Annotated in this window: 20 protein-coding genes and 1 pseudogene; 5 read left to right on the top strand and 16 right to left on the bottom strand. The window is 41.0% G+C overall.

Annotated elements, in window-relative coordinates; translation table 11 throughout:
- Positions 1-20: 20 nt before the first annotated feature.
- Entirely contained in the window at positions 21-1,955 is a 1,935-nt protein-coding gene (locus tag ACLFKQ_RS18755; RefSeq protein ID WP_449001271.1) for an ABC-F family ATP-binding cassette domain-containing protein, read from the top strand.
- Positions 1,956-2,527: 572 nt separating this feature from the next.
- On the opposite strand, the gene ACLFKQ_RS18750 is transcribed toward ACLFKQ_RS18755, so the two are convergent.
- Positions 2,528-5,272 (bottom strand): DNA polymerase III subunit alpha, encoded by a 2,745-nt coding sequence (locus ACLFKQ_RS18750; RefSeq protein ID WP_449001270.1) that lies wholly within the window; start codon positions 5,270-5,272, stop codon positions 2,528-2,530.
- Between the two features lie 214 nt (positions 5,273-5,486).
- Here ACLFKQ_RS18750 and ACLFKQ_RS18745 point away from each other — a divergent pair, with 214 nt between their 5' ends.
- The gene (locus ACLFKQ_RS18745) at positions 5,487-5,807 is read left to right on the top strand and encodes a GNAT family N-acetyltransferase (protein WP_449001269.1); all 321 of its coding nucleotides are present in this window, start codon (positions 5,487-5,489) and stop codon (positions 5,805-5,807) included.
- Here ACLFKQ_RS18745 and tnpC read toward each other — a convergent pair.
- Both tnpC and ACLFKQ_RS18735 read right to left on the bottom strand, forming a co-directional pair.
- Positions 5,708-7,205: pseudogene (gene tnpC, locus ACLFKQ_RS18740) on the bottom strand (IS66 family transposase). The gene ACLFKQ_RS18745 and the pseudogene tnpC sit on opposite strands and share 100 nt — an antisense overlap.
- A gap of 117 nt (positions 7,206-7,322) precedes the next feature.
- Positions 7,323-7,493: a type II toxin-antitoxin system HicA family toxin gene (locus ACLFKQ_RS18735; RefSeq protein ID WP_449001308.1), complete on the bottom strand. Its 171-nt coding sequence runs from the start codon at positions 7,491-7,493 to the stop codon at positions 7,323-7,325.
- A gap of 134 nt (positions 7,494-7,627) precedes the next feature.
- Between ACLFKQ_RS18735 and ACLFKQ_RS18730 the strand changes: the two genes are divergently transcribed.
- Complete coding sequence (locus tag ACLFKQ_RS18730; protein ID WP_449001268.1) at positions 7,628-8,209, top strand: Uma2 family endonuclease; 582 nt, start codon at positions 7,628-7,630, stop codon at positions 8,207-8,209.
- Between the two features lie 136 nt (positions 8,210-8,345).
- Here the strand turns inward: ACLFKQ_RS18730 and ACLFKQ_RS18725 are convergent, their stop codons facing one another.
- Positions 8,346-9,890 carry a S8 family serine peptidase gene (locus tag ACLFKQ_RS18725; RefSeq protein WP_449001307.1) on the bottom strand — a complete coding sequence of 515 codons (1,545 nt, stop codon included), beginning with the start codon at positions 9,888-9,890 and terminating at the stop codon, positions 8,346-8,348.
- Between the two features lie 409 nt (positions 9,891-10,299).
- On the opposite strand from ACLFKQ_RS18725, the gene ACLFKQ_RS18720 reads away from it, so the two are divergent.
- Positions 10,300-10,518, top strand: coding sequence for a DUF4327 family protein (locus ACLFKQ_RS18720; RefSeq protein ID WP_449001267.1), 219 nt, complete (start codon positions 10,300-10,302; stop codon positions 10,516-10,518).
- A gap of 113 nt (positions 10,519-10,631) precedes the next feature.
- Here ACLFKQ_RS18720 and ACLFKQ_RS18715 read toward each other — a convergent pair whose 3' ends face one another.
- The 4 genes from ACLFKQ_RS18715 to trmFO form a co-directional block, all read right to left on the bottom strand.
- On the bottom strand, positions 10,632-11,855 hold the full coding sequence (locus ACLFKQ_RS18715) for a protein kinase domain-containing protein (RefSeq protein WP_449001266.1): 1,224 nt from the start codon (positions 11,853-11,855) through the stop codon (positions 10,632-10,634).
- A gap of 36 nt (positions 11,856-11,891) precedes the next feature.
- A complete protein-coding gene (locus ACLFKQ_RS18710) occupies positions 11,892-13,922 on the bottom strand; it encodes a serine/threonine phosphatase (protein WP_449001265.1) in 2,031 nt (676 codons plus the stop codon).
- A 564-nt stretch (positions 13,923-14,486) separates the two neighbouring features.
- Positions 14,487-14,729, bottom strand: a complete 243-nt coding sequence (locus ACLFKQ_RS18705; protein WP_449001264.1) for a hypothetical protein — start codon at positions 14,727-14,729, stop codon at positions 14,487-14,489.
- 9 nt (positions 14,730-14,738) lie between these two features.
- Positions 14,739-16,106, bottom strand: a complete 1,368-nt coding sequence (trmFO, locus tag ACLFKQ_RS18700; RefSeq protein WP_449001263.1) for an FADH(2)-oxidizing methylenetetrahydrofolate--tRNA-(uracil(54)-C(5))-methyltransferase TrmFO — start codon at positions 16,104-16,106, stop codon at positions 14,739-14,741.
- 248 nt (positions 16,107-16,354) lie between these two features.
- On the opposite strand from trmFO, the gene ACLFKQ_RS18695 reads away from it, so the two are divergent.
- Positions 16,355-17,488 (top strand): DUF4214 domain-containing protein, encoded by a 1,134-nt coding sequence (locus ACLFKQ_RS18695; RefSeq protein WP_449001262.1) that lies wholly within the window; start codon positions 16,355-16,357, stop codon positions 17,486-17,488.
- Positions 17,489-17,507: 19 nt separating this feature from the next.
- On the opposite strand, the gene ACLFKQ_RS18690 is transcribed toward ACLFKQ_RS18695, so the two are convergent.
- The 8 genes from ACLFKQ_RS18690 to ACLFKQ_RS18655 form a co-directional block, all read right to left on the bottom strand.
- Positions 17,508-18,356, bottom strand: a complete 849-nt coding sequence (locus ACLFKQ_RS18690; protein ID WP_449001261.1) for a glycosyltransferase — start codon at positions 18,354-18,356, stop codon at positions 17,508-17,510.
- A complete protein-coding gene (locus tag ACLFKQ_RS18685) occupies positions 18,349-19,644 on the bottom strand; it encodes a TolB family protein (RefSeq protein ID WP_449001260.1) in 1,296 nt (431 codons plus the stop codon). The genes ACLFKQ_RS18690 and ACLFKQ_RS18685 overlap by 8 nt, the downstream gene beginning before the upstream one ends.
- A gap of 24 nt (positions 19,645-19,668) precedes the next feature.
- Positions 19,669-20,619 (bottom strand): glycosyltransferase family A protein, encoded by a 951-nt coding sequence (locus tag ACLFKQ_RS18680; RefSeq protein WP_449001259.1) that lies wholly within the window; start codon positions 20,617-20,619, stop codon positions 19,669-19,671.
- A gap of 3 nt (positions 20,620-20,622) precedes the next feature.
- Complete coding sequence (locus ACLFKQ_RS18675) at positions 20,623-22,035, bottom strand: glycosyltransferase (RefSeq protein ID WP_449001258.1); 1,413 nt, start codon at positions 22,033-22,035, stop codon at positions 20,623-20,625.
- Between the two features lie 114 nt (positions 22,036-22,149).
- Positions 22,150-23,451 (bottom strand): EpsG family protein, encoded by a 1,302-nt coding sequence (locus ACLFKQ_RS18670; protein ID WP_449001257.1) that lies wholly within the window; start codon positions 23,449-23,451, stop codon positions 22,150-22,152.
- A complete protein-coding gene (locus tag ACLFKQ_RS18665) occupies positions 23,432-24,700 on the bottom strand; it encodes a glycosyltransferase family 4 protein (protein ID WP_449001256.1) in 1,269 nt (422 codons plus the stop codon). Before ACLFKQ_RS18665 ends, ACLFKQ_RS18670 begins: the two co-directional genes overlap by 20 nt.
- Entirely contained in the window at positions 24,697-25,416 is a 720-nt protein-coding gene (locus ACLFKQ_RS18660) for an FkbM family methyltransferase (RefSeq protein WP_449001255.1), read from the bottom strand. Before ACLFKQ_RS18660 ends, ACLFKQ_RS18665 begins: the two co-directional genes overlap by 4 nt.
- Positions 25,417-25,520: 104 nt before the next feature.
- Complete coding sequence (locus ACLFKQ_RS18655) at positions 25,521-26,459, bottom strand: glycosyltransferase family 2 protein (protein WP_449001254.1); 939 nt, start codon at positions 26,457-26,459, stop codon at positions 25,521-25,523.
- Positions 26,460-26,740 lie beyond the last annotated feature (281 nt).

Raw genomic sequence — 26,740 nt, 5'->3', positions numbered from 1 at the left:
GAGGCGAACTAGAATAATCAATGAGCATCATTACCTTACAAAACCTCAGTAAAGATTTTGGCATCAAAGAAATTATCAAGGATGCCAGTTTTAGTATCGAACCCGATGACAAAGTAGGGTTGATTGGAATTAATGGTTCTGGCAAGTCTACCCTACTAAAAATGATTGCGGGTATCGAACCTTTAGATGGGGGTTGCCGCCTGGTTCAGTCGGGAGCAAAGATTATCTACCTACCGCAACAGCCTCAAGTAGACGAAAACCTTACCGTACTAGACCAGGTATTTGCCAATAGTAGCGAACAGATGAAACTGGTACGTCAATATGAAGACCTATCACATCAAATGGCTAAAGCCAAAGGAGATCGACTCAATAGCCTGATGGCTCAATTGGCGAGCATTACGGAAAAAATCGAACTAGCAGGAGCTTGGGAACTAGAAACTAAGGCAAAAATAGTCCTCAGCAAACTGGGAATTGAAGATTTTGAGACGAAAGTAGGCAGTCTTTCGGGAGGCTACCGCAAGCGAATTGCGCTAGCGACGGCACTATTAAATGAACCCGATTTACTATTGATGGATGAGCCGACTAACCATCTCGACGCAGAGTCGGTAGAATGGCTCCAAGAATATCTCGATCGCTTTTCTGGGGCGATCGTACTGATTACTCACGATCGCTATTTTCTCGACCGAGTAACCAAACGTATTATTGAAATCGATCGCGCCGATCTCTATACTTATGCTGGCAACTATTCCTACTATTTAGAGAAAAAAGCCCAACAAGAAGCCGCCGCCGCTAGCACTCAGCGCAAACATCAAGGGGTGTTACGTCGAGAATTGGAATGGCTCAAGCGAGGTCCTCAAGCCCGTAGTACCAAGCAAAAAGCCAGGATCGATCGCATTGGACAAATGCAGCAGCAAGAGTTCAAACAGGCTCAGGGAAAAGTTGACATCGATACTCCAGGTAGACGCATCGGCAAGAAAGTAATTGAAGTCAAACATATTTCTAAAACCTATCACGGCCGCACTTTATTTCAAGATTTTAGCTACGAATTTACCCCAAGCGATCGCATTGGTATTATTGGTGGCAATGGTGCAGGCAAGTCTACCTTAGTTAATATTATTACCAATCGGGTCGAACCAGATACGGGTGAAGTCGAAATCGGTCAAACCATCCACATCGGCTATTTCGACCAGCATTCAGATAAGTTACTCGATGCTCTCAACCAAGAACAGAGAGTCATCGACTACATCAAAGATGTCGCCGAAATCGTTACGACTGCCGACGGTAGCCAGATTAGCGCGTCGCAAATGTTAGAAAAATTTTTATTTCCTCCCGTGCAACAGTATGCACCCATACACAAACTGTCGGGTGGTGAAAAGCGTCGCTTGTTTTTATTACAAGTACTGATGGAAGCACCAAATGTCCTGATTTTAGACGAGCCGACTAACGATTTAGATGTACAAACCTTAGCAATTTTAGAAGACTACTTAGAGAATTTTAATGGTTGCGTAATTACCGTCTCTCACGATCGCTATTTCCTAGATCGTACTGTAGAATTTATTTTCGCGATCGAGCCTGGTGGCGAGATTCGCAAATATCCGGGTAATTACTCAGTGTATTTAGATTACAAGCAAGCTGAAGTCAAAGCTGCCAAAGAAGAACGGAAAGAAAAAGAAGCCAAGATTCAAACTACAAGCAAAGATAAAAAAACTACATCTAAAACTTCTAATAATAAATCTCGCCGTTTATCTAATTACGAAAAACGAGAATTTGAATCTTTAGAAGGTAAAATTGCCGAAATGGAAACCGCTAAGGAAGAACTAGAAAAAACTCTCTATCATAACCCTCCTGCAGACTTTACTCAGTTGCAAGAACTATCGGAACAGTTGGCAGCTTTGAATGATGAAATCGATCGCCTTACTGAAAGGTGGATGGAACTAGCAGCAAGAGAAACTTAACCAACCTATACCAACGATCGACACCGAAATGACGAGCACATTGACTCCAGATATCTTTTAACTCTAGAAATTGCTCCTCAACCCAAACTAATATTAAATCACTAAATGTTTGTGCTACACATAAAGCATCGACAATAAATGGATAGTAGGTAATCGAATTCACAATTGAATTATTTAGTTTATTTAGGGTTTTACTAAGAGTAATTCTCAGGCGAGCGAGATTTTCAAAAACATTTTCCACTCAAAGCCGATAAGTGTCCAATAGTTTCAGCAAGGTTAGTTTTAATCCAATAAACTGCCTAAATTCTTTCTTTCTTTTTAGGATTTTTTTCTTGTCTAAGTAACTTTGATAATGTTTCAACTGATTCAACAATTTCTATTTTAAGTTTTCCGGTCACGAATGGTTATCTTTCTGTATTGGCATATTCAAGCGATCGCATTGTTGTATTTATAGCATATAGCAATGGTTTGCGAGTATTGTTGTATCCTTCACCAATAAAATTGTATAAAATCATAGATTATTAGGCTAGTGAAAATTTATTATTAAATGCCAAAATAATTATATTCTGCAATCAGTGAATTTCTAGCAGTTTATTATGAGCAAATTTTGGACAAAAGTCGATATTATCCTTATAGATGCCGACGGAACAAAATTTCAAATCTAAACCCTGTTCGAAAATTTCATCTATAGGGAGCATTTGACCGTCAATAGTCATGAATTTATGATCTTTTGTGGCGCGAATTGTAGAGCCATTTTCTAAAGTATATTCAAATATTTCCTGCTCGCCGCGAGCGTGCCACTGGGCGATCGCTTGAGTATAGATAAAACCATTGTTATCGACACTATAGACCGTACACTCAAGTTGTTCTTCAATAACTTTACCAATCGCAATTGCCCCATATTCTATGGTATAAATTTCGGTATCGTAACTCAAGCAGTATTCGGCAAACACTACCATTTCATCGAACAAGCTATTAGCAAGTTCTTTACTAACACCATTTTTAGCCGCACCGTCGATAAATTTTTCGCGATGTTTTTCCATTTCAGCTAACTTTTTCTTACCCATACATCGCCTTAATAAATCGGCTTCACCGAGGGAATAACCAGCTAAATCTTGAGCGATTTTCATGATCTGCTCTTGATAGACAATTACACCGTAAGTTTCGTTTAAAATTGGCTTTAGTAGCGGATGCTGATAGGTAACTTGTTCTTGACCGTGTTTGCGTTTGATAAATTTAGGAATTAGTCCCGCATCTAAAGGACCGGGACGATAGAGAGCCGAAATCGAAGAAATATCTTCAATACCAGAAGGTTTTAAATCTCTGGTAATCTGTTTCATGCCATCAGATTCTAGCTGAAATATTCCTTCCAAATTTCCCGCTCGAAAGAGTTTATGGGTTTCTTGTATATCTTCTGGAAGTTTTTTTTGTTTGCCTTTGGCTAAAATTTCTAAAGCTTTACGTTCGTCTAGTGGTATTTGGTCTAAATCCAAGCTAATTTTTTTAGTTCGTTGGACTAAGTAGGCAGCGCGTTGAATAGTGGTGAGATTTTTTAAGCCTAAAAAGTCCATTTTTAACAGACCCAAGGCTTCTAAATCTTCCATATAGTATTGAGTAATTACTGAGCCATCATTATTCTTTTGTAGGGGAACAATTTCATCCAAAGGTTGGGAAGAAATAACAACCCCTGCCGCGTGAACGCCAAAAGTTTTATTAGTACCTTCAATGCGTATTGCCATATCGACCCAATGCCGTACCGTTACCGTTCCCACTTCTTCTTTTTTATCGTTATAAACTTTTACCGTAGCGTTTTCATAGGCATCTTTGAATGCTGGTTCTGGTGTATCTTCCGAGATCATTACTTTCAGTTTGGTAGGCTTACCGCGAACGACGGGGATCATTTTGGCAATCCGATTTTGATCGGCAAAATCTACACCCAATACTCGACCGACATCTTTTAGTACCGCCTTGGAAGTCATGCGGTTGAAAGTAATAATTTGGGCAACATTTGCCTCACCATATTTAGCAGTAACATACTGAATCATTTCTTCGCGGCGATCGGGACAAAAATCCGTATCCACATCTGGCATCGATTTCCGTTCGGGATTGAGAAACCGTTCGAATAGTAAGCCGTGATGAATGGGATCGATGTTAGTAATTTTAAGGCAGTAAGCTACCAAAGACCCTGCGGCACTCCCCCTGCCAGGTCCCACGGGAATGTTATTATCCCTAGCGTATTTGATATAGTCCCAAACCACTAAAAAGTAAGTAGAAAATCCTTTTTCCTGCATTACCTTGAGTTCGGTTTGCAGTCTTTGTTTGTAGACGGGATCGATTTCGGAGTGGTGACGACATTTTAATCTTTCGAGTAGTCCTTGCCAGGTTACTTCTTCGAGGTAGCTATCGGCTGTATGACCAGAAGGAACGGGATAGTCGGGTATGCGAGGTTCGCCTAAAATATTATAGGCTTGGACTTTATCGGCAACTTCTAAAGTGTTATTAATGGCTTCTTCGATAACATCATCGGGTAAATGGTCGCGGAATAATAATTTCATTTCCGCGGCAGATTTTAAATATTCCGTACCGCTATAACGCAGTCTTTTATCGTCGGTAATGCGTTTTTGAGTCAAAATGCACAGTAAGGCATCGTGAGCTTCTACGTCGTAGCAGGAAATAAAATGAGAGTCGTTAGTGGCAACAATTTTTATTCCTAGTTCTCTGGCGATTTTAACTATACCGACATTAACAATGCGATCTTCTGGCGAACCGTGATCCTGTATTTCCAAATAATAATCATCGCCAAAAACATCCTGATACCACTTAGCTACTTTTTTGGCTTCTTCGTAATTATTTGATAGCAATCTCTGAGGAACTTCGCCCCCCAAACAAGCACTAGTAACGATTAAACCTTCATGATATTTAGCTAACAGTTCTTTGTTTACACAGGGACGTGCAAAGATGCCGCTACCCTGAAAGCCTTTGAGATGAGAAATAGTAGTTAGCTTCACTAAGTTGCGATAGCCCTGAGTGTTTTTGGCTAAAACAACCTGATGAAATTTTTTGTGGCGTTTTTTCTTTTCTTTGGGATTGATTTCGATGTCGCCATTGATAACGTACATCTCATTGCCAATTATTGGTTTAATACCTTTGTTGCGACAGACTTTAATAAGCTCGATCGCACCATACATTACCCCGTGATCCGTAAGGGCGATCGCTGGCATTTCTAATTCTAAGGCGCGATCGATCAACTGCGGTATTTGAGAGGCACCGTCGAGCAAACTATAGTCGCTGTGAATGTGTAAGCCAACAAAAGACATGGATTCAATCAATCAAAAGTAAACAGGTTTTCATTATTAACGATCTACGTCTGTTATGGGGAGGAGTAGTAAGAATATTTAATCTAGACTGATAGAGAGGTAGAGCGATCGCTTGTAAACTATGATTCATTTGATTATAGTTTTACTTCATATATTTCATAGTGAAACTGATTTTCCCAGATATAAGCATATATTCTTCTGCTGCCTTTGAAATATGAAACCACCACAAACTCTAGAAACTGAAAGACTACTCTTAAGAAAACCAACGGATAAAGATGTAGTTTCCATCTTTGAGCAGTATGCACAAGATTCTGAGGTAACTAAATATGTAAGTTGGCAGCCTCATAAATCTATTAAAGAAACAGAAGATTATATCAACAGATGTATTTTAGTTTGGGCTGATAATTCTGCATTCCCCGTAACCGTCCCAGAGCTTTACACCAACATAGGGGTTTCAGTGTCCATCCGAGTCTGTGGTAATAGGGATGGAGCCGATAGACCTAATCGGTTGGCAAGACAAGCATCTGTTAGATAATCCAAAGGATTTCGTTGCTGTGCTTTGAGGGATGTTACCACAGTCAGAATCCGAGCCACGAATTCACTACCCGTTTGGGATTGAGAACCAAAACTAGTCCGTCGCCAAATGACCGCTGTGCGTAGTGCTTGTTCCGCCATATTGTTAGTTGGCTCCACCCCATCAACAGACACAAAGGTCCACAGAGCAGCCTCTACCTTCAATAACTGCCGAGCAGTGCGTACTGTTTTAGCCAATGGGGATTTTTCGCTCTTGCCAATGGGCAAGGCCGCCGCTGTTTCTAACTCCGCCTTGAATCCTGCTCTCAATGCCCCTACCGCCGCCACCAACTTTTCCCGACTCATGGTACCATCTCGCACCCGATGCCACCAGCGAAATAAACGACGTTCTCGGCGCAATAGGTCTTGCCCTATTTGTTTCGAGACCCCACTCCGTTCGGCGATCGCCGTTAAATCGCGTTTCAGATGAGCCCAGCAGATTTGACGCTGCCTCACATCCAACCAGTTGTAGGCAGAGTAGCGGTCTGAGATTAAAATGCCCTTGAAAGTTTCTCCCAACAATTCTTTGGCTGTTGCTTGGGCGCGACTGAGTGCTACCGAAAACACCTTGACACTTTGAGTTGCTGAGACCCACAACCATCCTTTGGTCTCTTTGGGATTGGCTCCATCTCCATTTCCCTGGCGAAAACTGGTTTCATCACTATGCACCACCACAGTACCTTGAACATACTGGTGCGCTTGCTCCACTGGTACTGCCACAGCCTCACTGACCTGGTGGCGCAGACGATTGATGCTGCCACGGGATAGCTTCACACTAAACAGCGTTGTCATTAGAGACTCCACCATTCGGTGACTTTGACGATGTTCTCCACTTAACCAAGCGACGACTGCCGCCAATCGGTCTCCATAACCTGTCGATGGTACCTCCTTCGGCAGTGAGCCTCTGGTCTTCTGACCACAGCAGGCGCACTCCAACTGATGCAGTTGATGCTCAATTACATAAGCTGATAAGGTGGGAATCTCTAAGATTTGATGACGATATGGATGCTCATCTTCCCCCGTTAACTGCTCGCCACAATGCTGACACTTTTCTGGCACATGGCAATAAACTTCGCTGCATGCCTCTAGGGGATAGAGTCGTCTTTTTTTTCTGGATGAGACACTACTGCTGGATTTTTTCTCGGGCTTTTTCTTGTTCTGACTTTGAGACTTCTCTGGCTTACTAAAACCATCACTTGAAGGGGGACGGGATGAATTCTGTGAATAATGAATTGAGTTGCTCCTCTATATAGGCTAATCGCTCACTCAACACTGTGACCACCGCTTTGACACTTTCTGGGGTGGTATTCCAATCTGCTACAGCAATTTTAATTCCTGCGATGTCTATTTCTGCACTCATGAACCCGATCTTAAAACATTATCGCCATTTAAATCCACCTTTTTTCGTTAGACCCTGGGACGGTTACCATGCAAGAAGTCTAATAATAACGGTATAGTTGGGATTTTTCATAAGCTATTACTTTATTTCTTTTAGTCTTTTTAAAGCCTTCTCTACATCTTTTTCTTGATACGGTTTTGCATCGCTTCCATCTTTTCCCGATATTACTATTTTCCCAGATAACAATGGATGCGACCATTTTGTATGACTTCCCTTGCCACGGCTTTCTTTAAATCCTGCTTTGCGTATTTAGGCATCTAGCAGATTTGATTCATTTTCTTTATTTTACTAGCGATCGTTCGGACATGTCTGGTGCGATCGCTTAGGCTTAGGCAATATCATCAACAAATTTATAATTAATAAAAGTGTTTTAAGTAAAAATTATGGAAGCTATTTCCGTACCGAAGGGATTCAAAGTAACTCCAGAACAATTCGATAGGCTAGCTGATGTCGAACAAATAGCACGGATGGAGTTAACCAAAGATGGAGAATTAATCGTTATGAGTCCTACTGGTGGTGAAACAGGAGAAAAAAACTTCAACTTATATATAGATTTAGGAATATGGAATCGCCAGAATAAATTGGGAAAAGCTTTCGATTCTTCAACTATTTTTGTTTTACCAAATGGTGCGAGAAGAAGCCCAGATGTTAGCTGGATTAAATTAGATAGATGGAATAATCTGACTCTGAAAAAGAAACAAGGTTTTCCTCCTCTTGCTCCCGATTTTGTTATTGAGTTAGTAAGTCCTAGCGATCTTAAAAATCAGAGATATGAAGACTTGCAGGCGAAAATGCAAGAATACATAGATAATGGCGTGAGACTTGGATGGCTAATCGAACCATCAGCAAAAACTGTAGAAATATATCGACTAGATAAAAAAGTAGAAATTTTAAATAATCCTCAAATTTTGTCGGGAGAAAATGTTTTACCTGGGTTTGTTTTAGATTTAAGAGAGATTTTTTAATTTACTGTGTTGCGATAAGCTTACCCTGATATATCATCGGCTAACGGCATGGCTGAGTATGACGACTTGCTTCGTTTGTCTTTTTGGGAGGGCAAACGCAATTTTAATCTTCTGCTTAACTGATTGAAACTACTTTCTACTTTTTACTAACAGTCCACCAAGCCAAAGCATAAGGCTGAATTGGCTCATTCATCTGGCGGCGATAGTAAACGCGGATTTTGTAGCGTCCAGTAGCGGGAATGGGACAAAAGATATGTTCGACGCTATCTTCGGCACTGAGAGAAGAACAGGTGCTGCGGAGATTACTTTCTTCTGAAGCTGGTAATAGATAGACATCGAGATTATTCAAACTGCGATCGTGAAAGCTTTCGCCCAAATCGTACTTGCCATTGCGATTGCGATCGTTTAACAGCACCAAACGATCCCAAGCCAGAGTAATTGCGGCATGACTACCGGCAACTAGAGGCTGTTCCAAATAATAATCTCGATAAGAATTAACTTTAACTCGACGGTAATCCCAACCGACTGGAGGAGCTAAGTCATTTGGTGAGTGTTGTCCGCCACGTAATTGTTGATAAGCTCTAAAAGTATTAAGGTGACCAGTACCCATTTGGATGTCTAGGGGAATGCGTGGATTTTTATAGGCATCAGACTCCAACCAGGTGCGATTTTTTTCGTTGAGTATCGTGCGTTCCATACCTAGCAAGAGATTATCCCCGGCATCGCGAATTTTATCGGCAGAATTAAATAAAACTGCCTTCATCACTTCATGACGACGAGAATCGATCCCGTTAAATACAGACTTGGCGATCGCGCGATCGCCATATTCCTGTAATAAAGCTACTGAAGCCGTAATGTGAGGTGCCGCAAAGCTAGTGCCGCTTACTTTCTCCAGTTCTCCTTGTCGGTTGTAAAGAGCGATTTGACTACCGGGAGCGAGCAAACCTACTGCTCGTCTCATCCCTTGATTAATTTCTTTTTTAATAATGCTGCGACCAATTCCTACCGGTAATGCGCTTAAGTTAGCAAAATCTACTTTGGTAAATAATCCTTTGCGCTTGGTTGTATAAGCCGTAGTAATGCCGTTAAATTGATCGGTGGGAATGGGAATTCCCCCGCTACCCTGATTGCCAGCTACGACATAGAGCACATTGTGATGTCTGGCAGACCAATCGATACATTTAGTGAGTAACGCTCTACCATCGAGGGTAGCAGCGTCACGCTCGTCCCGTTCTAGAGATTCTCCAAAACTAAAGTTAATCGCTCGAATGTCGCCGCTATTTTGCAGCGCGATGTGCTGGCTGGTAAGACACTCTAACGGTTGTCCTCCTTCCTTGAGAGAACCTATCGCCGAGGCATAGAGTTTGGCTTCTGGAGCTACTCCCTGCAAGGTTTTGTGTTTGGCAATCATTACTCCCGCCACTAAGCTGGCATGATCGTCAACATGCTCGTTGGATTTGGGTTGGCGATCGCGAAAAAAAACGGCGTGAGGTGAGATCGAAAAATCACTAACTTTTAGTTTATCAATGCCAAATTTTTCGGGTCTGCCAATCTCAACCTGACCAATACCAATTTTACGACCGAGCAGGTTGTAAGGTTCTCGATGTAGCCGACGTGCTTGAATTCCACTTTTGCCAATTGAATCTTGTAATGCCAAGGCTGGTACGAGCTCCCCTAGCATTACGCCAAACGTAATCACACCCTGTGTTAGTATGTTAATGGAGGTCAGACTAGGAAGTAGCCACCAAAGTTTTTTTCTAGATTTTTTTTGTCCATTTCTCTGGCGAGCGCCAGATATATTTCTCGATTCTTTTAGATAAACTGGCATGAGCCGACTTTCATTAGCCAAAATCAATTAACTTACAACCAACCGTATTTTAGGTCGTTTTTATTTTATCCAGATTTCTCTACTTGCCAGAGTGATTACCGTACCTATAGTAAAAAATACTTGCCAAAAAGTGTAGCTTAGGTTAAAAGTAGGTCATGTCTATTTGCTCATCATCAGCTCTAGGTAATTGAGTATTGGAGCGAGGCAAAAGACAATCGATCTTTAATTACTTATACACATCATAATAGATAATATTGAGCGTATGACCAAACAAGTTGCGCATCCGATGGTGAAATTGCAGCGCAAAGTATCTTCTTTAATCGATTCCAACATCATCAAACCAGATGATAGTATCAGCAAAATTGCCTTATTATTAGGCAACGACTGGTCGTATTGGAAAAATGAACTTATCGATTTTGATTTTTCCCTAAAAGACCCGGTCGAAGAATTGCTAATGGTCGAAGATTGGGATGAAGGATGAAGCTCGATCGTTATATCTTCTAGCTACTCACATGAATATTGCTTTTTGTTGACCTTCGAAGTCAGTGGTGAGCTACTCAAGATCGCAACGCCGCGCGGCAGAGCCAACTCTGACTAAAGACAGACAGACAAAGCCTCCAGCAAATCTTCTGCTGTTTGATAGCGGTCTTTGGGTTCGGGTTGGCAGGCAGTTTTGAGTAACTCAGCCAAAGCTATAGATAGGTTGGGGATATTATCTATATCAAATTCGAACTTATTGCTGCGGTAGCGGTAGTATTGCATGGGTGTCTTACCGGTCAACAAAAAGATAATCGTCGTACCAATTCCGTAAATATCTGATTGAGGACATGGTTTGCCTCGATATTGTTCTGGCGCACTATAACCTTCTACACCGATACGAGTATCTAAAGCAGTTCCTAACTCTTTAACCGCTCCAAAATCCAGTAGCATCAGACGGCTATCGAGATTGCGTAAGATCAAGTTAGCTGGTTTGATATCGCGATGGATCAAAGGGGGTTGAAGGTTGTGTAGATAAATCAAGATTTGACAGACTTGAATCATCCATTTAACAGTTCTTACTCGATCTACTGGCCCTCTTAGATTAACGAACTGCTCTAAGTTGTGACCGTGAATTAATTCCATGACCAAATATTTGCGGTTGTTGTCCACAAAAAAGTCATAGTATTTAGGAATACCTGGGTGATCCAAAGACTTGAGAATTCGAGCTTCTCTTTCAAACAATTCTTTGGCCTTAGGCACCCGAATCATATTAGCGTTCATTTCTTTGAGAACTAATAGCAAAGGAGCGTTTCTAACCGTTCTATTTTTATCCCAAACTAAGTAGGTGGTTCCCATACCACCCCTACCCAAAGTTCTCAGAATCTGATAGGGACCGATAAAGTGTTCCTCTTCAACTATTGCCGCACCGCAGTGACAACAAAAAATACTATCGGGAGGATTATCGGCATGATCGCAACTGGGATTAGAAGCATTGGTTTGAGGAGAGCTTTGTGCTTCTCGAACTGCCAAAGCCGATTCGAGTTCAAATCTAAATATAGGTCCGTTTTCTGCGAGGCGGAGCGAGTCCTCGTGTTGGAGAATAGCCTCGTCAATCATAATATTGTTGACTAAGGTTCCGTTAGTGCCTCTGTCAATCGCCAGCCATTTGTCAGTATCGATTAACTTCAGTTCTAAATGCTGCCGAGAAACCTGAAAATATCCCTGCAAAACGATATCATTATTTTGAGCGCGGCCGATGCGAATCAAAGTTTTTTCTGTAAAATGCCACTGTTGTAAAGGTTGATTTGTCTGCGGCGCTAAAAGAGTTAAAATAACCATATAAGACAGCTAACGGTAAATCAGAGGAACTACCTCTTAAAATTCTGGTTTTAGTTTGATTCTAATTGAAATACCGGTAATATTATCGTGACCATTATGGCGGTCGGCAAAATCAACTAGTTTGAATAAACCTTCCTCGAGATTAGAATTAGAGCTAATCAGTGGTTCGAGATACTCCTGCCAGTGGTTTTCAATTAAATCGCGATCGCAAAGACCGTCAGAGCATAATAAAATTAAACAATCTTCGGTGATTTCCACGAATTGAATTTCGGGCTTGATATATTTACTGCTTCTCGGTCCTAACGCTTGAGTTAGCTGATAGGCATCGGGACGACCATAGGCGATGTCTGGTTCTACTCCTCTGCCGATTTCCCGTTGACCGACTTCGTGATCTAAAGTCAATCGTTCCAATCCTTGCTGGCGAGAAACATAATAGATTCGGCTATCTCCTACATGAGCGATCGCTAGTTGACGGTCGTGGAGTAAGGCAATTGCCAGAGTAGTACCCATTCTACCGCTACCAGAACTGGAGTTATCTAAATTAGTTTGATAGATAGTATCATTAGCCAACAAAATTCCTGCTTCAATTGTCGCTCTATCTGGTAAATCATCCAGCCAATGAGTTTGAAAATAACTCACCAGAGTTTCTACAGCCATTTCACTGGCTACGTCTCCTGCGGCGTGACCTCCCATGCCGTCGCAAACAATATATAAACCTCGAACGCTTAAGTTTTTGTTGGTGTTATTTTCTTGTTTGATGATTGAAGTTTCGATCGCAAAAAAATCCTCATTGCGATTTCTTTGCGTCCCTACATTGGTACAGCCAGCATCGACAACACTTGCAAGCTGCATCGAGTAATTTACCGTTACTTGATTTTGGAAATCGCTGTCACTTATTTCTCCAAAATCAAAGAAATGTTGTTCATATAGTTCGGAGTCGAGCTCTTGAAGCTGAAAATGAAGTTGTTCGATATTTTGAATTTCTTCAGAGATAACTCGGTTGAAAATTCTGTCGAGCTCTTGTCGATATTTTCCTGGTAATTTATTCGACCAAGTTTGCCAAACCCAAGCTAAATTTTTTAAGCTCGGTATATTCTCCGGTTCATCGAGAAACAGCTGTTGCAAACAAAATGCTCGATCTTCGTCTACTCGTATATTGGTTTCGAGTAGTAAACTACGGCTACAGCCAATTTTGCTTAAGGGAACCCATAGTTTTGCCATTTCGTCTAAAAACCACAACACCTGTGCTGGCGGCAGTTCTTCTCTCGACCAAAGTTCGGTCAACAGTTGCCAATCAGAACGATCTTCTAGTAAAGTTGCTCCACCATCGGCTTGTTGCCAAGCATCGTAAATTTTTGGAACTGCAGGGGTATATCGTTCTAAGATTAAATATGGCAAAGTATGAATTGGAATACCTAGCGAATGCCAAGTTTCAGCGTCAGTCAAATAGGAATTATTTAAATTGCATTTCAACTCCTCGAATATTTGCTTTTGTTGCTTCCGTACTGTTGCTAGATGAGATGGTTGTCGGGGGTAGCGGTCGATAACTTTTCCTCGAACATATACGGCTTCGGAATTATTAGCGGTTATTTCAGCCAGTACTTCCTGGTAAGAGGCAAAAACATATCTTTTTAAATTCGTGGTATCATTTTGAGGACGATTGAAAAAATCAGCTAAATTTATTTCTGGCTGGTCAGACTGGCTCGTTTGGGGAACCGGAAAGCGCTCCTGAGTATTTTTGATTGCCCAATCTCTGTCAGGAATTTGGTAAGTTTCCTCTGAAGAAGCTTGAGAAAGAGGTTTCGATACGTTGCTATCTCTAAACTTATGAATATTGTCCGAAAGTTTGCCTTCAGTGGGAACTAATCCCTCGGTTTGTTTTGGAGGCTCGATTATCGCCCAAAGCACGATAGGATTGGTAGGGGCGCTACTTTCATCATTATTGATTGCCAGCGGCATATCCTTACTATTAGGATGATAGAGTTTGTCCGCTAGGGAAGCTCCGCAACTTTGGCAAAATTTATTGATCTTAGGATTTTCAGACTCACATTGAGGACAAATCGGCATATTAAAACTTTTTCTAGATTATTTTTTATTGCTTTAAATATAGATAGCTATCTCGTACCAAATCAATTAAAGATAAAAAAATATAGAAATATAGAGTAGGTCGGTTTTTGGTTACTTGCATCTAGAAGATGCTGACTATGATAATCTATAAACTTCTCTAATGAGAAGTTACAGGCAGTAAAATAGCCCTGGTTATCTAGGGCAATCTTAACTTATAGTATTTTTTTGACAATACCTAATAAACTATGAAAATTGTAGTTGAAATTTACGGTATAAATATCTATTTGTAGTGAAAAAGTTGCCTCGATCTCCGTAAATTTACTGAAATAGGAGAATACTCGATTGCGATTCGGTTTGGTTTCCCGGTCGAGTATTTGTAAGTAATTTTTAAGTAAGTAGGCATATTTATTTCTAAAAATGCCAATAAAGAAATAAACACAGACTAAAATATTAGTCGGAGTAATAGTTTTAATTGAGGTTTGAGAATTAATTTATCTCTACCCACTTAACTAAAGGCAAATAATCTAAGCTAGCTAACAACTAGACAACGATTTGTAGTAATTTTTAATCAGAATTAAATTGACGAGTAATTTTATCGATCGACCAAGATAAAATTGCTCCCAAAAACAAAATACCAATGGCCGGATTAAACACGGGCTGCCACAGTCGATACCAGAGCTCGAAACCCAAAGGAAGATTTAAATAGCGACCGACAACGGCGATCGCAAACCAAATAAAGCCAAACAGTACCAAAAAAACGTCGGCGATCAAAAGGCGATTTAACCAAATAACTAACTGTTCTTTCATGGAAATATCCTAACTTACCTTTGCTAAAGTAAGATTTAGCTGTTGATGCCAAGTTGTCAAGTCTGCTAGAGCGCGATCGCGATAATTGCCATATCTTTCCCGTTTGTTTTTAACTCTGTTTGGTAATTGGGGAACGATCCCAAAATTAGGCGGCATTGGCTGGAAATGCTTGGCAGAGGCAGAACTAATGAATTCAAACAAAGCTCCCATCATGGTCGTTTCCGGCAGAGTTACGGGGGGGAATCCCAATATTACTCTGGCGGCATTAGTTCCCGCTAGCCATCCTCCTGCCGTAGCTGCGGTGTAACCTTCCGTGCCGATTAATTGTCCTGCGGCAAGTAAAGTAGGTCTAGTTTTGAATTGTAAAGTGGAATGGAGCAGATTGGGAGAGTTGATGAAAGTATTGCGGTGCATCACTCCCATGCGAACGAATTCAGCATTTTCCAAGCCGGGAATCAGACGAAAGACCCGTTTTTGTTCACCCCAGCGTAAATTAGTTTGAAAGCCGACCATGTTCCATAACTGTCCTGCTTTGTCTTCCTGTCGCAGTTGAACTACTGCATAAGGACGCTTGTGTTTGTTGGCAGGATCGCGAAAATCTCCCCAGCGAGGATCGAACAGACCGACTGGCTTTAAAGGTCCGTAACGCATCGTATCTTCTCCTCGTTGCGCCAACTCTTCGATGGGTAGACAGCCTTCAAAAAACTTAGCATTTTCCCGTTCGAAGTCTTTTAATTCAGCTGTTTCGGCATGACACAATTCTTGTCTGAAACGGAGATACTGTTCCCGATCTAGGGGACAGTTGAGATAAGCGGCTTCTCCCTTGTCATAGCGCGAAGCTAAAAAAGCCACTTTGCAATCGATCGATTCTCCTACGATAATCGGACTTGCCGCATCAAAAAAGCTCAGGTATTCCATTCCCGTAAACCGCTGCAAATCTTCTGCTAGTGCGGGACTAGTTAGAGGTCCCGTGGCTAAAATGACTACTTCTTCTCCAGGAATCGATTCAATTTCTGTTCGCTTTAGTTCGATGAGGGGATGATTGGCTAAAGTTGTGGTTAAATCGCTGCTAAATATTGCTCGATCTACAGCTAAAGCTCCTCCTGCTGGTACGGAGTGTTTATCGGCAGTACTAATTACAATCGAACTCAAACGACGCAATTCGGCGTGTAGCAATCCTGCAGCGCGATCGCTTGAGACAGCGCCGAACGAGTTACTACAAACTAATTCGGCTAATTCTTGAGTGTGATGCGCCGGAGAAGTCCGCACGGGACGCATTTCATACAGGGTTACGGGTATTCCCGCTCGTGCAACTTGCCATGCTGCTTCTGTTCCTGCCAGTCCACCGCCGATTACCGTTACTCTATTGTGAGTCATCCTTGAAATTAGTCGCTAAACGTTCGTCTTCTTCTAGTCTAATTAATTTTGCAGCTGCAAACTAGTTGCCACAGCCATTCAAAACAATTCAGTTTTTTTCTAACTAAAGATTTTTTCTCTAAAGATATGAGTTTACCCGAGATTCCAAGTTTGAAAGTTCATATTTAATTAGAGATTTTTGCGGATTACATTAGTATCATAAATAAGTTATTTTTTAAATTAAAAGTTTATTAAAAACGAGGTGGGATATGAGCCCAGATTACTTAACAGAAAAAATTGGAACCAGTGAAAACGATAATATATTAGGTTCAAATTTTGAAGTTATTTACAGTTTAGCCGGAAATGATACTCTCAGGGCATCCGATGAAGCATTGGTCTCGATGGCTGGAGGTTCTGGAGACGATCGATATGAATTTCAAAATAATGTTAGTATAGCTATTTATGAAAATGGTAATTCTAACAATGATGTCATAGTTGCAGATAATATAGGTGACCCTGAAGACTATGTTGACTATTTAATAGACGACCGTCATTTATTTACTTACAACGAGGATTCTGGAGCATACTTAGCTGTTATAGATTGGCAAGTCCCTGAAAATCGAATTGAAAAATTTATTATTGAAGGGCAAGAATTTTCCTACGAAGATCTTGTCTCTAACTCCGCTGACTTTGAAAACATTAGTTTGACAGAGTTAGACAACCTTTTGGAAATAGATTTGTCAAGTGCTACCAATAAAGAAATTGAAGGTATTTTCGCTCGCGCTGAGGAATTAGAAAATAATGGAGAAACTCCAAATCCGCCTACAAGTTTGGAGCTGACTGGTGGTACAGCACAAATTGCTTATGTCGCTTACTATAGTAGACCGGCAGATAACGACGGACTCGAGTTTTGGAACCATGTTCTTGAAGAGAATAATGTCAGTTACGCACCACGAGATGGTGATCGCTTAATAGAAAGCGAAACCGATGTCTACAATCGAATTGTCGATGCTTTTGGCAATGCGGCAGAGGCGGAGCGTCTTTTTGGACAATTCGATAGCGATAGAGATAGAGTCAATCAAGTTTATCAATTTGCCTTTAATCGTCATGGAGATGAGGGGGGGCTAGACTACTGGACAAATCAGATAGAGCGAGGTAATGTGACACTAGCTACTTTTGCTTTAGAAGTTGCTTTAGGTGCCCAAAACCAGGATATTGTCGTACTCAATAATAAGATTGAGAGTGCAGACTTGTTTACTAATAGCATAGATACTCAAGCAGAAAGAAATGCTTATCAGGGTTCATCGGGAGAAATTTTCGGGCGTAATTGGTTGAGTCAGTATGGTTCGACAATTAGTTCTCAATCTCAGGTAGATACAGCATTAAATGACTTAGTTGGTTGAGAAGCAAAATTATTGATTTTCAAATAACTTTAGCCCTAGGATCGAATTGTTTTAGCCAGTCATAAACCAAAGTTCTTACTGGAGGGGGTAACAAAACTATAACCAACTGTTTGGTAATGGCTACATAAGCAACGGGAGACGCTTTGACTTGCCAACAACCTTGCCAACCAACGCGAACGTGCGTTAGGGCTACGCGCCAGTTATTACGTGTGAAGGTACCATCTGAAAAACGATAGTGAATTATAGGCTGGGGTAAATTGGCAAATTTTAGTCCTGCCTTCACGCAACGAAACCAGAGCTCGTAATCTTGACGTTTTGACAACTGAGGACTGTAAGAACCCACTCGTAAAATTGCCTCCCGACGCAGCAGCACCGTCCCGTGAATAAATGGATTTGTCCACACCAAACGACAAATATCTTTGTGAGTAGTAGGAACTTTGCGATCGCCCAAGATTTGACCGCGATCGCTAATGTCTAGGGCATAACCTCCTACAATATCGACTTCGGGATGTTCTTTAACGTAAGCAAGTTGCCACTCCAAACGTCGAGGTACTGCAATATCGTCGGCATCCATTCGAGCCACCCAAGGAGTTGTGGCTATTGTCAGCCCATGAGCCAAATTGTACCCCAAACCTCGATTCTGCTGATTGGTGATAACTTCGATGCGAGAGTCTCTTTGGGTGCGATCGCGTAATACTTCAGGGGTACTATCGCTAGAGGCATCATCGATAATGATAAATTTAAAGTTAGTCAAAGTTTGCTGCAAAATACTGTCGATCGCCGCTGGTAAATGAGGCATACCGTTATAAACGCTCATTAAAACAGTAACTATGGGTTCTTGAGGATTGGTAGCTGGAAGATTAGTCATTGACTATTGCTCCAATATGGATAAAGTAACTGTAACGCCTGCCTTCGTAAGTCGAATCAATTGAGATCGCATTCCCGTCTGGACTCCAACGAGGATGCAGGTCGCAGCGTTGCGCCGCACTGTATTTTAAGGGTGCTAAAAAACGCCCCAGTTCGACAGTTTCTTGAGTGCTGCGATCGTACAACAGTAGGTGCTGCTGTCGAGCGCGGTCTGGATAGGTATCGGTAACGATCCAGCGTCGGTTAGGAGAGAAGGAAGGATGACCGTCACCGTAAATGTCTAGGGTTTCTTTACCGATTACCTGCCATTCGCCAGTAGTAACATCGATTGAGTAATAGCGATCGCCAGCCACTTTAGTTCTCGCCCAAGCCAGTAAGTATCTTTCGTCTTCCCAACTGTAGTGAGAAACCATGTCTTCATCGAGTAAGAGTTTGAGATTACTACCATCGCTGTCAGCAACGTAAAGACGGGAAAATTTGCCCTGGCTGTTGAACCAACGGTGCATGAAGACAAACTTGCTTCCTTGAGGAGAATACATGATGTGGTTGACTTTGTGTTGGGCATCAGCCATTTCAGGGCGTGGTTGATAGGCGATTAAAGCCTGCAAACTAAGGATTAATTCTCCTTTACCCGACTTTAAATCTACTTTCCAAATTCCATCTCCTGCTAGAGATAAATCGCCACTAAAATTACTGGCATTGACGGCATAGCCATATTCTGGACGAAGGCGAGCCAAGCGTTTGTAGTTGAGGGTTAGAGCTTTTTTGCCGTTGGGATGAAGTGTTTGAATGGGAAAAGGAATCGTATTTTCTGTTTTTGCTTTTAAAGAAATAATTCTGGCTGCAAGTTTACCTTCTACTAAATCGTTAAAAATTATTTTTTCACCGCTGCAATTTCGCAACCACTGAACCATACTTCCCTGTTGCGAACTCCAGGTTCGAGAAGTAGCGACTTCTGTAACCTGCTGCTTGGCGCGATCGCAAACGATAATTTCAACTTTTTGACTACCTGGTTCCTTAAAACGGTGACAGACAAATTTTGACATATCGGTCGACCAGGGAGATTTGTCATAGTAACCAAAAACTAGTTCCGACGAACTAGATTCGACACCGCACCACTGATAGGGAGTCGAGATTTTTACTGAAGGATGAAGGGCTAATTGAAAGCCGCGGTCGCCAAAATACCAATAGTTAAACCGTTGATAAGTACTTTTGGCAATTTGTTTTACTTGAGGAAAACTATCGAGAGTTTTGGCAATTGTCCGCTCGAAGGGATTATAGGATTTCATCAGTTCAATAGGTTCGACCGAAAATTAACTGGCTGTATCGATCGCCATTTTTTTATCCTGGCTAAGATTGTTTTGAGTGCGTTTTCGAAGCTGGAGATAGAAAGCATAAGGTAGAAGACGAGCCAAAGCAGCGGCAGAAGGATACTGTAGCAAACTCAGCAAAACGTACCAAAACCTTCTTGAAGAACCAGCTTGTAAGTACTTATCGGCAATCAAAGTATAGTGAGAAGCATAAGCTTGTCTGGCTTTTTTGAGGGGTAAAGACTCGATATCTTGCTGATATTTTTGCAGAATCTTTTGCACCGCTCCTTCGTAAATTTCGGGTTTGCTGCTGGTTTGTTTTCTAGGTCGAGCGTGTATCGTCCACTGAACCGTAGCTTGGGGATCGAAGGCGATCTCGGTCTGCTTGGATAATCTCAGCCAAAGTTCGTAATCTTCTCGAACTGCTATTTCATCATCAAAACCTCCCGCTTCTAAAAATAAACTTCTCCTTACCGCCACGCTAGAAGTCACGCCTATATGATTTTTTTGCAGCATTTCATCGTATATTCTGCCTGCTAATTTGGGAGTTATCTGAAACAAAATCTGACCAGTTTCATCGATGACAGAACGAGCGGCATAAACCAATCCTACCTCTGGATGTTTTCTGAAGATTTGCAACTGATTGGATATTTTTTGCGGTAGCCAAAGATCGTCATCGTCTAAAAACATGAGAATATCCTCCGAAGCTAGCTCGGCACCTAAATTACGAGTCGCGCTAGGACCTAAACTTTGTGGCAGTCGGCGATAGATGATGGGAATATCCAACTGCTCTAACTGAGCGATAACTTCATCGTAAGTTGCCATAGAAGCATCATCGACGATAATAATTTCTGCTGGCGGGATACTTTGCGAGCAGATGCTATAAACCGCTCTGGTTAACATTTGCGGTCTATCTTTGGTGGGGACTATGACAGAAACTTTAAGAGAATCCATGAGTTAAAAATATTTTCTTCTCAAACTCACCAAACCGAGCGATCTAGCAATTTTTCTCAATCTAGAATAGACTATCTTTTGCCACAGTAGTTTACGAGCTTGAAAATTAATCGCACCCGCGATCGCACGTCTTAGTTCCTGGTGGAGTGTTTGATTATTTTCTGCCGATATCCCCTCCCGGCGATGAATGGTGAGAACTTTATCGGTAATTATTACTGGTTCTGCGGTAATTTTGTGCGCCATAGTAATCGTGTCAGCGATAATTTTATAGCTGAAATCAAACCAAGAGTTTTCGGTTCTCAGACCGATAAAACCCTGATGATTGAGCGGATATTTAACTATGTTGAGAGCTAGGTTCTGTTCTATTGAGTAGGGCAATCTTAGCTTGCAAACTTGCTCTTTCGGCAGAAAAAACATTACCCTACCTGCTAAATTAGCCTCAGTACAATTCAATTGCGCATCTGGGGTTTGCCACAAGATATCGTCGGCATTGATATGCCAGGTGTGAGAGCCTAAGGCTGCTTTGGTGCCTTTATTCATCGCATCGTAAATACCGCGATCGCTTTCGCTGATCCAGTAATCTATTTGCCCTTCGTATCGTTTGATAATATCTAGGGTTTTGTCTTCAGAACCGCCATCGATAATAATGTATTCTAGATTGGCATGGGGCTGATTGATGACCGATTGAATAGTTTGTTCTAAATACCGCTCGCCATTAAAAACTACCGTAATTACTGAAATAAGAGGTAGTTCGGGAGTAGGCTGTTTGTAAATACCTCTAGTGCGTAACCCTCCTTCCCCCTTTCTAGCTGAATGATAAGGAAGTAATAACTTGTCGGTAAGATGCTCTCTTTTTTCGGCGATAAGGGTTTTAGCTAAGCGATCGATAGTCAGATAAGATGGCGATTTGGTTTCTACAAGCTCTCTTTGAGGCAAGGGCAAATTGGAAACAAAAGTAGAATTAATTTCTGCTAGGCAATCTAGCTGAAGATAAACATGAGTTATACTCTGCCAGTATTCACCAATTAAAAAATCCCTGGCAACGCGTTGGACTTTTTGAGGAACATCTAACCCAGTACTGGCGGTGCAGAGATAGATAATTAATTTATGTCGGGAATTGCTCTGGCTAAATGACTTACGAAACAGTAAAGTTCCTTCCGTCCAGCCATAGTCAATGAGGTGTTGAGTGAATATTTCTCGTCCCCAAGCATAACGCATATCTACGTCATAAAGTTGCTGCTGTCGATCACGGCAAACTAAACTTAAAATTCCCTTCCACCCTCTAAGCTCGCTGTCGGAGTGAGGTGACTTAGTGGCGATCTCCTCGAAACTGATGCCGAGTTCTAACTGATTGAGAAAAGTCACATAGCTGCGATCGCTGGCTGGCGAATTAACTGTAGTTTTTAGATTCTTCATATTAAATCGAGCGCATATCCTGACTTAACAAAATAGTGCGATCGCTCGAATGGGGAATAATTTTGTTTTCTCCAAATGTAAACAAGATACATTTCGGTTTTTAATATTTTTTTCTTATATTCTAATAGTGCGATCGGGAAGATCTTTTATTTCAATGTCGTACACAAAACCATCGTGAGCTATTTCTATATAGTCAAATACACTCGAATTAAATACACGACCATCTAAGTAATTAAAAGCATTATCTCCTATATGTATATTGTATAGAAAATAGCAAAAATAGAGGAGTTTTGCAACTAACGCAATCGGCAATATTTCTTTTTTAAATCCCTTCCATTTATATTCGACAAGAAAATAATAAAATACCCCAGCAAAAGTATATAAAATAAATCCAAATCTAAAAGAAAAAAGTGGAAGATTTCGTCCGACAAAGGTAAAAAACAGTAAGACAAGGTGCAGAAAAAGCAGTATTTTTTCGGTAGCCGTTTTAACTTTTATCTCTCTAACCATAAAGAGTATTAGCATGAATACTACAATATTTTCCAAAGAAGTAAATCCAAACCCACCTTGAAGATCGTTATTTTGATTGACGTAAAATCTAGTTTTGGCTACAAGAATCGAACCATATAATGAAGGCAAAAAACCAGCAATAATATTGACGATATTAACTAAGATCCCCTGAGTAATGGGTAATAAAATTCCAATTAATAAAATTATTATTTTAACTATTTTTTTATTTAAAAAATTACTCGCTTTATTATAGAGCAGTAAAATCGGCAGATAAATTATATTTGCCAAGTGAGCAAACAAGCTAATTATATACAATCCCCACGACACCATTTTTTTCTCAGCATAAATCACTGCAACCAAAAAAATTAGACTAGCTATGTATTGTCTGACTAAAAAACCCTGATTAGTAAAGAAAATGGGGGTGGCAACGATAAACATTGACAGCAATCCATAATTGCGAGGAGATAACCCTTTAGCGATAACTAAAAGTGTGACAGCATTAAATACAAAAGACCAAAAGAAAACAAAGGCATATTTTGAGCCGTTGGAAATAATATATATAGGATAGCTGACCAACCACATGATAAATTCAAGTCCTTGTTCTCCAGAAATTTCCCAAGGAGTTTTAGTATTTAAATTTTCATAATTATCTATATAAATCGCTAAATCGGAAATAACATCTAGAGAAGAAACAAATATAGTATTAGTCAGAATTACCAAGAAAATAATTAATAAGTTTAATTTGCTATTTAGTTTGTGATTTAGTTGAACGAATAAAAGTAGCGGAAAAACTCCCAAAATTGGAATAAACATCCACAAAGCCAAACCGAAAAACAGTACGATTGCCTTGTCGTATTTATTGACAAGAATGCGATCCTTATAATTCTTAGTTAAATTTATCTGCATGGGAGTTAACTAAAATCTCATTAAAAAGTTTGAGGTATCTCTCAGCCTGTATTTCTACAGTAAATTCTCTTTCTATTTTGGCTGTTGCCTGGCAAGATAATGATGACCATCGTAGTTCATCTTCTATAATCCAGGCAATTCCGCGAGCTAGGTCTTCTGTTTCATATGGTTGAGCTAAATAGCCATTTTGCTGATGGTCGATAATGTCTTTCAATCCTGTGGTATTAAAGGCGGCAACTGGTGTGCCGCAAGCTAGAGATTCAGAAGCAGTCTGTCCAAAAGCTTCTTGAATTGAAGGAACGATCGTTACATCGGCGGCTGAATATACAAGTGCTAGGGAAATATCGTCATTTAAAAAGCCCAAATAGTGGGTTTTGAATCCCAACTCAGGCGGATTTCTCGGTTGAGAACTCCCAAAGACTACTAGCTCGATTCGGTCTTTCTCTAGAGTATGACTCAATTTTTGCAAAGCTGGCAGTAATAAATGAAATCCCTTGCGGCGATCGCTCGTTGCCCGTAATGCACCAAACAAAATAATTTTTTTATTTGGCGGTAGACCAATTATCTGTTTAGCTAAACAGGTGTCTATGGGCTTATACCTTTGAACGTCCAAACCGTTGGGAATGACTTCTACTCGCAAATTTTGTAGTAGAGAACTTTTTCTGGCACACTCAGCCAGCCAGTTACTAGGAGTCACCAGAGTTAAATTTAGTTTTTTCCAGGCTTTGAGCTTACGTTGCCAGATCCACCGCGATAAATCCCAGTTGCTGCTGCTGTGTAGTTGGGGACAGGCACCACAAGAACCCGTATAGCGATCGCATTCTTGACTATAATGACAACCTCCAGTGAAATTCCACATATCATGAAGCGTCCACACGATTGGTTTGGCTAACTTAGGAACCGATTCAATCTGGAGATGTCCACCATTAATCCAGTGCAGATTGATGATATCTGGTGCAATTTGAGCAACTTTTGCCGCGACTCGATCTGGTAGCCACTGTACGGAAAAGGCAGCAGTTTCTCTTTGGGGATAAAATTGCTTGGGAATTCCATCCAATGTAGGAGCCAATTTTACCCAGGCTTTTGCCAGCTTGCTGCCAGAAGACAAAACTGTAAAATCATCGCGGTTGCCCTCACCAACCAGCATCAGCGAATCTACTCCCGACTTTCTCAAACCCTGGTGGAGACGATAGGCAGCAGCATAACCACCACCCCGACCATCAGAACGACTAATAGAGCATACTTTCATTGCCTAAAAAAAATTCCATCCATCTGAAGTAGTTTACCTGTTTTATGTTCGGTAAATCCTGGAACGAGGGCATAAAGCTCGTAGCCTAATTTTTCTAGAAATTTTATCATTTCTCTATAGATCGGTTGACTTTCGTAGAGAGGAACCAAAGAAAGCTCTAACTGAATTCCTTTGACTTGCGGCAAAATCTCAGTTGCACCCGCTAAAACCTGTCGTTCGAAACCTTGAACGTCAATTTTCAAAAAAACTCGGTCGTCTCGCTCGATATATTTTGAAGCGGCAGTATCTAAGGTGCTAAGTTTGACTGTTTCCGAATCGACGTAAGCCGAACTAGCTGAGGCACTAATATGATTGTCTAAAAGATCTAAAACCGAACTGCTATAGCTGTTGGCAGAAATATTGACCGTTATTTCACCATTGCGATCGCCAATAGCAGTACGAGGTGCAATTTCCCAGAACTTGTCTCGATGAGCAGTGGCTTGTAAACGAGTATGAGCAGAAGAGAGTGGCTCGAAAGAAACAATTCGCCCAGTATAGCCGAAGTCTCTCAGAAAATAACGATATTGACCCATATTTGCCCCCACATCTAAAATCAAATTGATGTCGTGATAGGCAAGTAGTTGTTGCAGGCGAGCTGCTTCTGAGTGGGTGGGGTTGTACTTTTTGATTTCAAAACCGATTGTTCTCAATAGCTGCCTGATTAGCTTTTTTACCATATATTCAATTACAACAAAATAGAATTATAACGATTGCTGCTCTCGCTCTTGTAATATGTTGGGTTTAAAAAAACTTCGTCGAGCTTAACGGCTTTGCTTTGTAGTCATGATTTTAAGATCGATCTAAGTCTAGAATTATTTATATTTAATACCCTTTTTGCTTTATTAACTGCACGAACTCTAAGAGTTTTGCTAAAGAAATTGTTTTGGGTAAAGCGATCTGCTTCAGCATGGCGAATAACGTAAGGTGGATGTTTTAGAGGAAAGTTAATCGCTTCTATAGGAAGATTAGCCATCGGATGTTGACTGTTATTCGTGTGAGTTCCATCGCTACCAAACCCAATATTAGTTACCAAGTTAACCTCTGGAAGAACGGTTAAACCATTTTGAATCCAACAGGCAAATGTCCAGCGATATGCCCAACTATTAATCTTTTCTCGCTCGGTAAAGTTAAAAATTTTATTCCAGTAGTTTACGGTCCTGGTATCCCCTAAAAGATATTTAAGCCAATCGCCATCTTTTATTTCCTGCCAGTGTTTCATCTTTATATCATAATGTTGCCAGGCGCGTCTCCAAGTCGCCCAGCCCCAGCAGTGATTGTAGCGCGAGTAATAGTAGCTGTATCTAGTGCGTCTGCGTCCCAGCTGAAAGTTATCGCCAGAAATAGTCATAATTCGCTCGTCCCCTCGATAATAAGCGAGTAACTCTTCACAAAAACGAAAAAAGCTCGGATGGGGAAGGCAGTCATCTTCTAAGATAATTGCTTCTTCTACTAGTGAAAATACCCAATCCAAGCCACTCGAAACCCTCAGCTTACAGCCCAAGTTGAGCTCGGAGAAATTGGTTAAAACTTGGCAGTCCCAATCGACGCGCTCGATAATGGCTCGTGCCTCGGCACATTTTTCAGCTTCGTTAGGGCGATCGCTTCTCGCTCCATCTGCGATCGCTAACAGTTGGGCTGGTTTTGCCTGGCGGATGGCTTCAAATACCTTTTCAGTCGTATCTGGACGATTAAAAATTACTAGGACAACAGGGGTTTTCATTTTGCTTTACGAAGAAAACTCTTTTTTTGTAGCAAACAGAATACTTGAAGGATGAAGCCTGCATTGTAACGCCGATCTTTTGCCCTTTGGCGATCGAGTCTAAACTGTTCAGAAACAATATACAGATGTTTGCTTCAAAAGTCACGGTTTAGCGTTCGTTATCTAAAATTTATAGTTTTTGCCGTAAGCTATCTTTTGTTGTTTGACGTTAATCGATGAAAATCGTAATATGTATCTACTCTTTGGGGAGCGAAGAAATAAAACGCTAGCTGACTCACAGT

The organism is Myxosarcina sp. GI1(2024) (assembly GCF_053543375.1).
The sequence above is the reverse complement of the archived record's forward strand: the minus strand, read 5'-3'. Positions and strand labels throughout refer to the sequence as shown.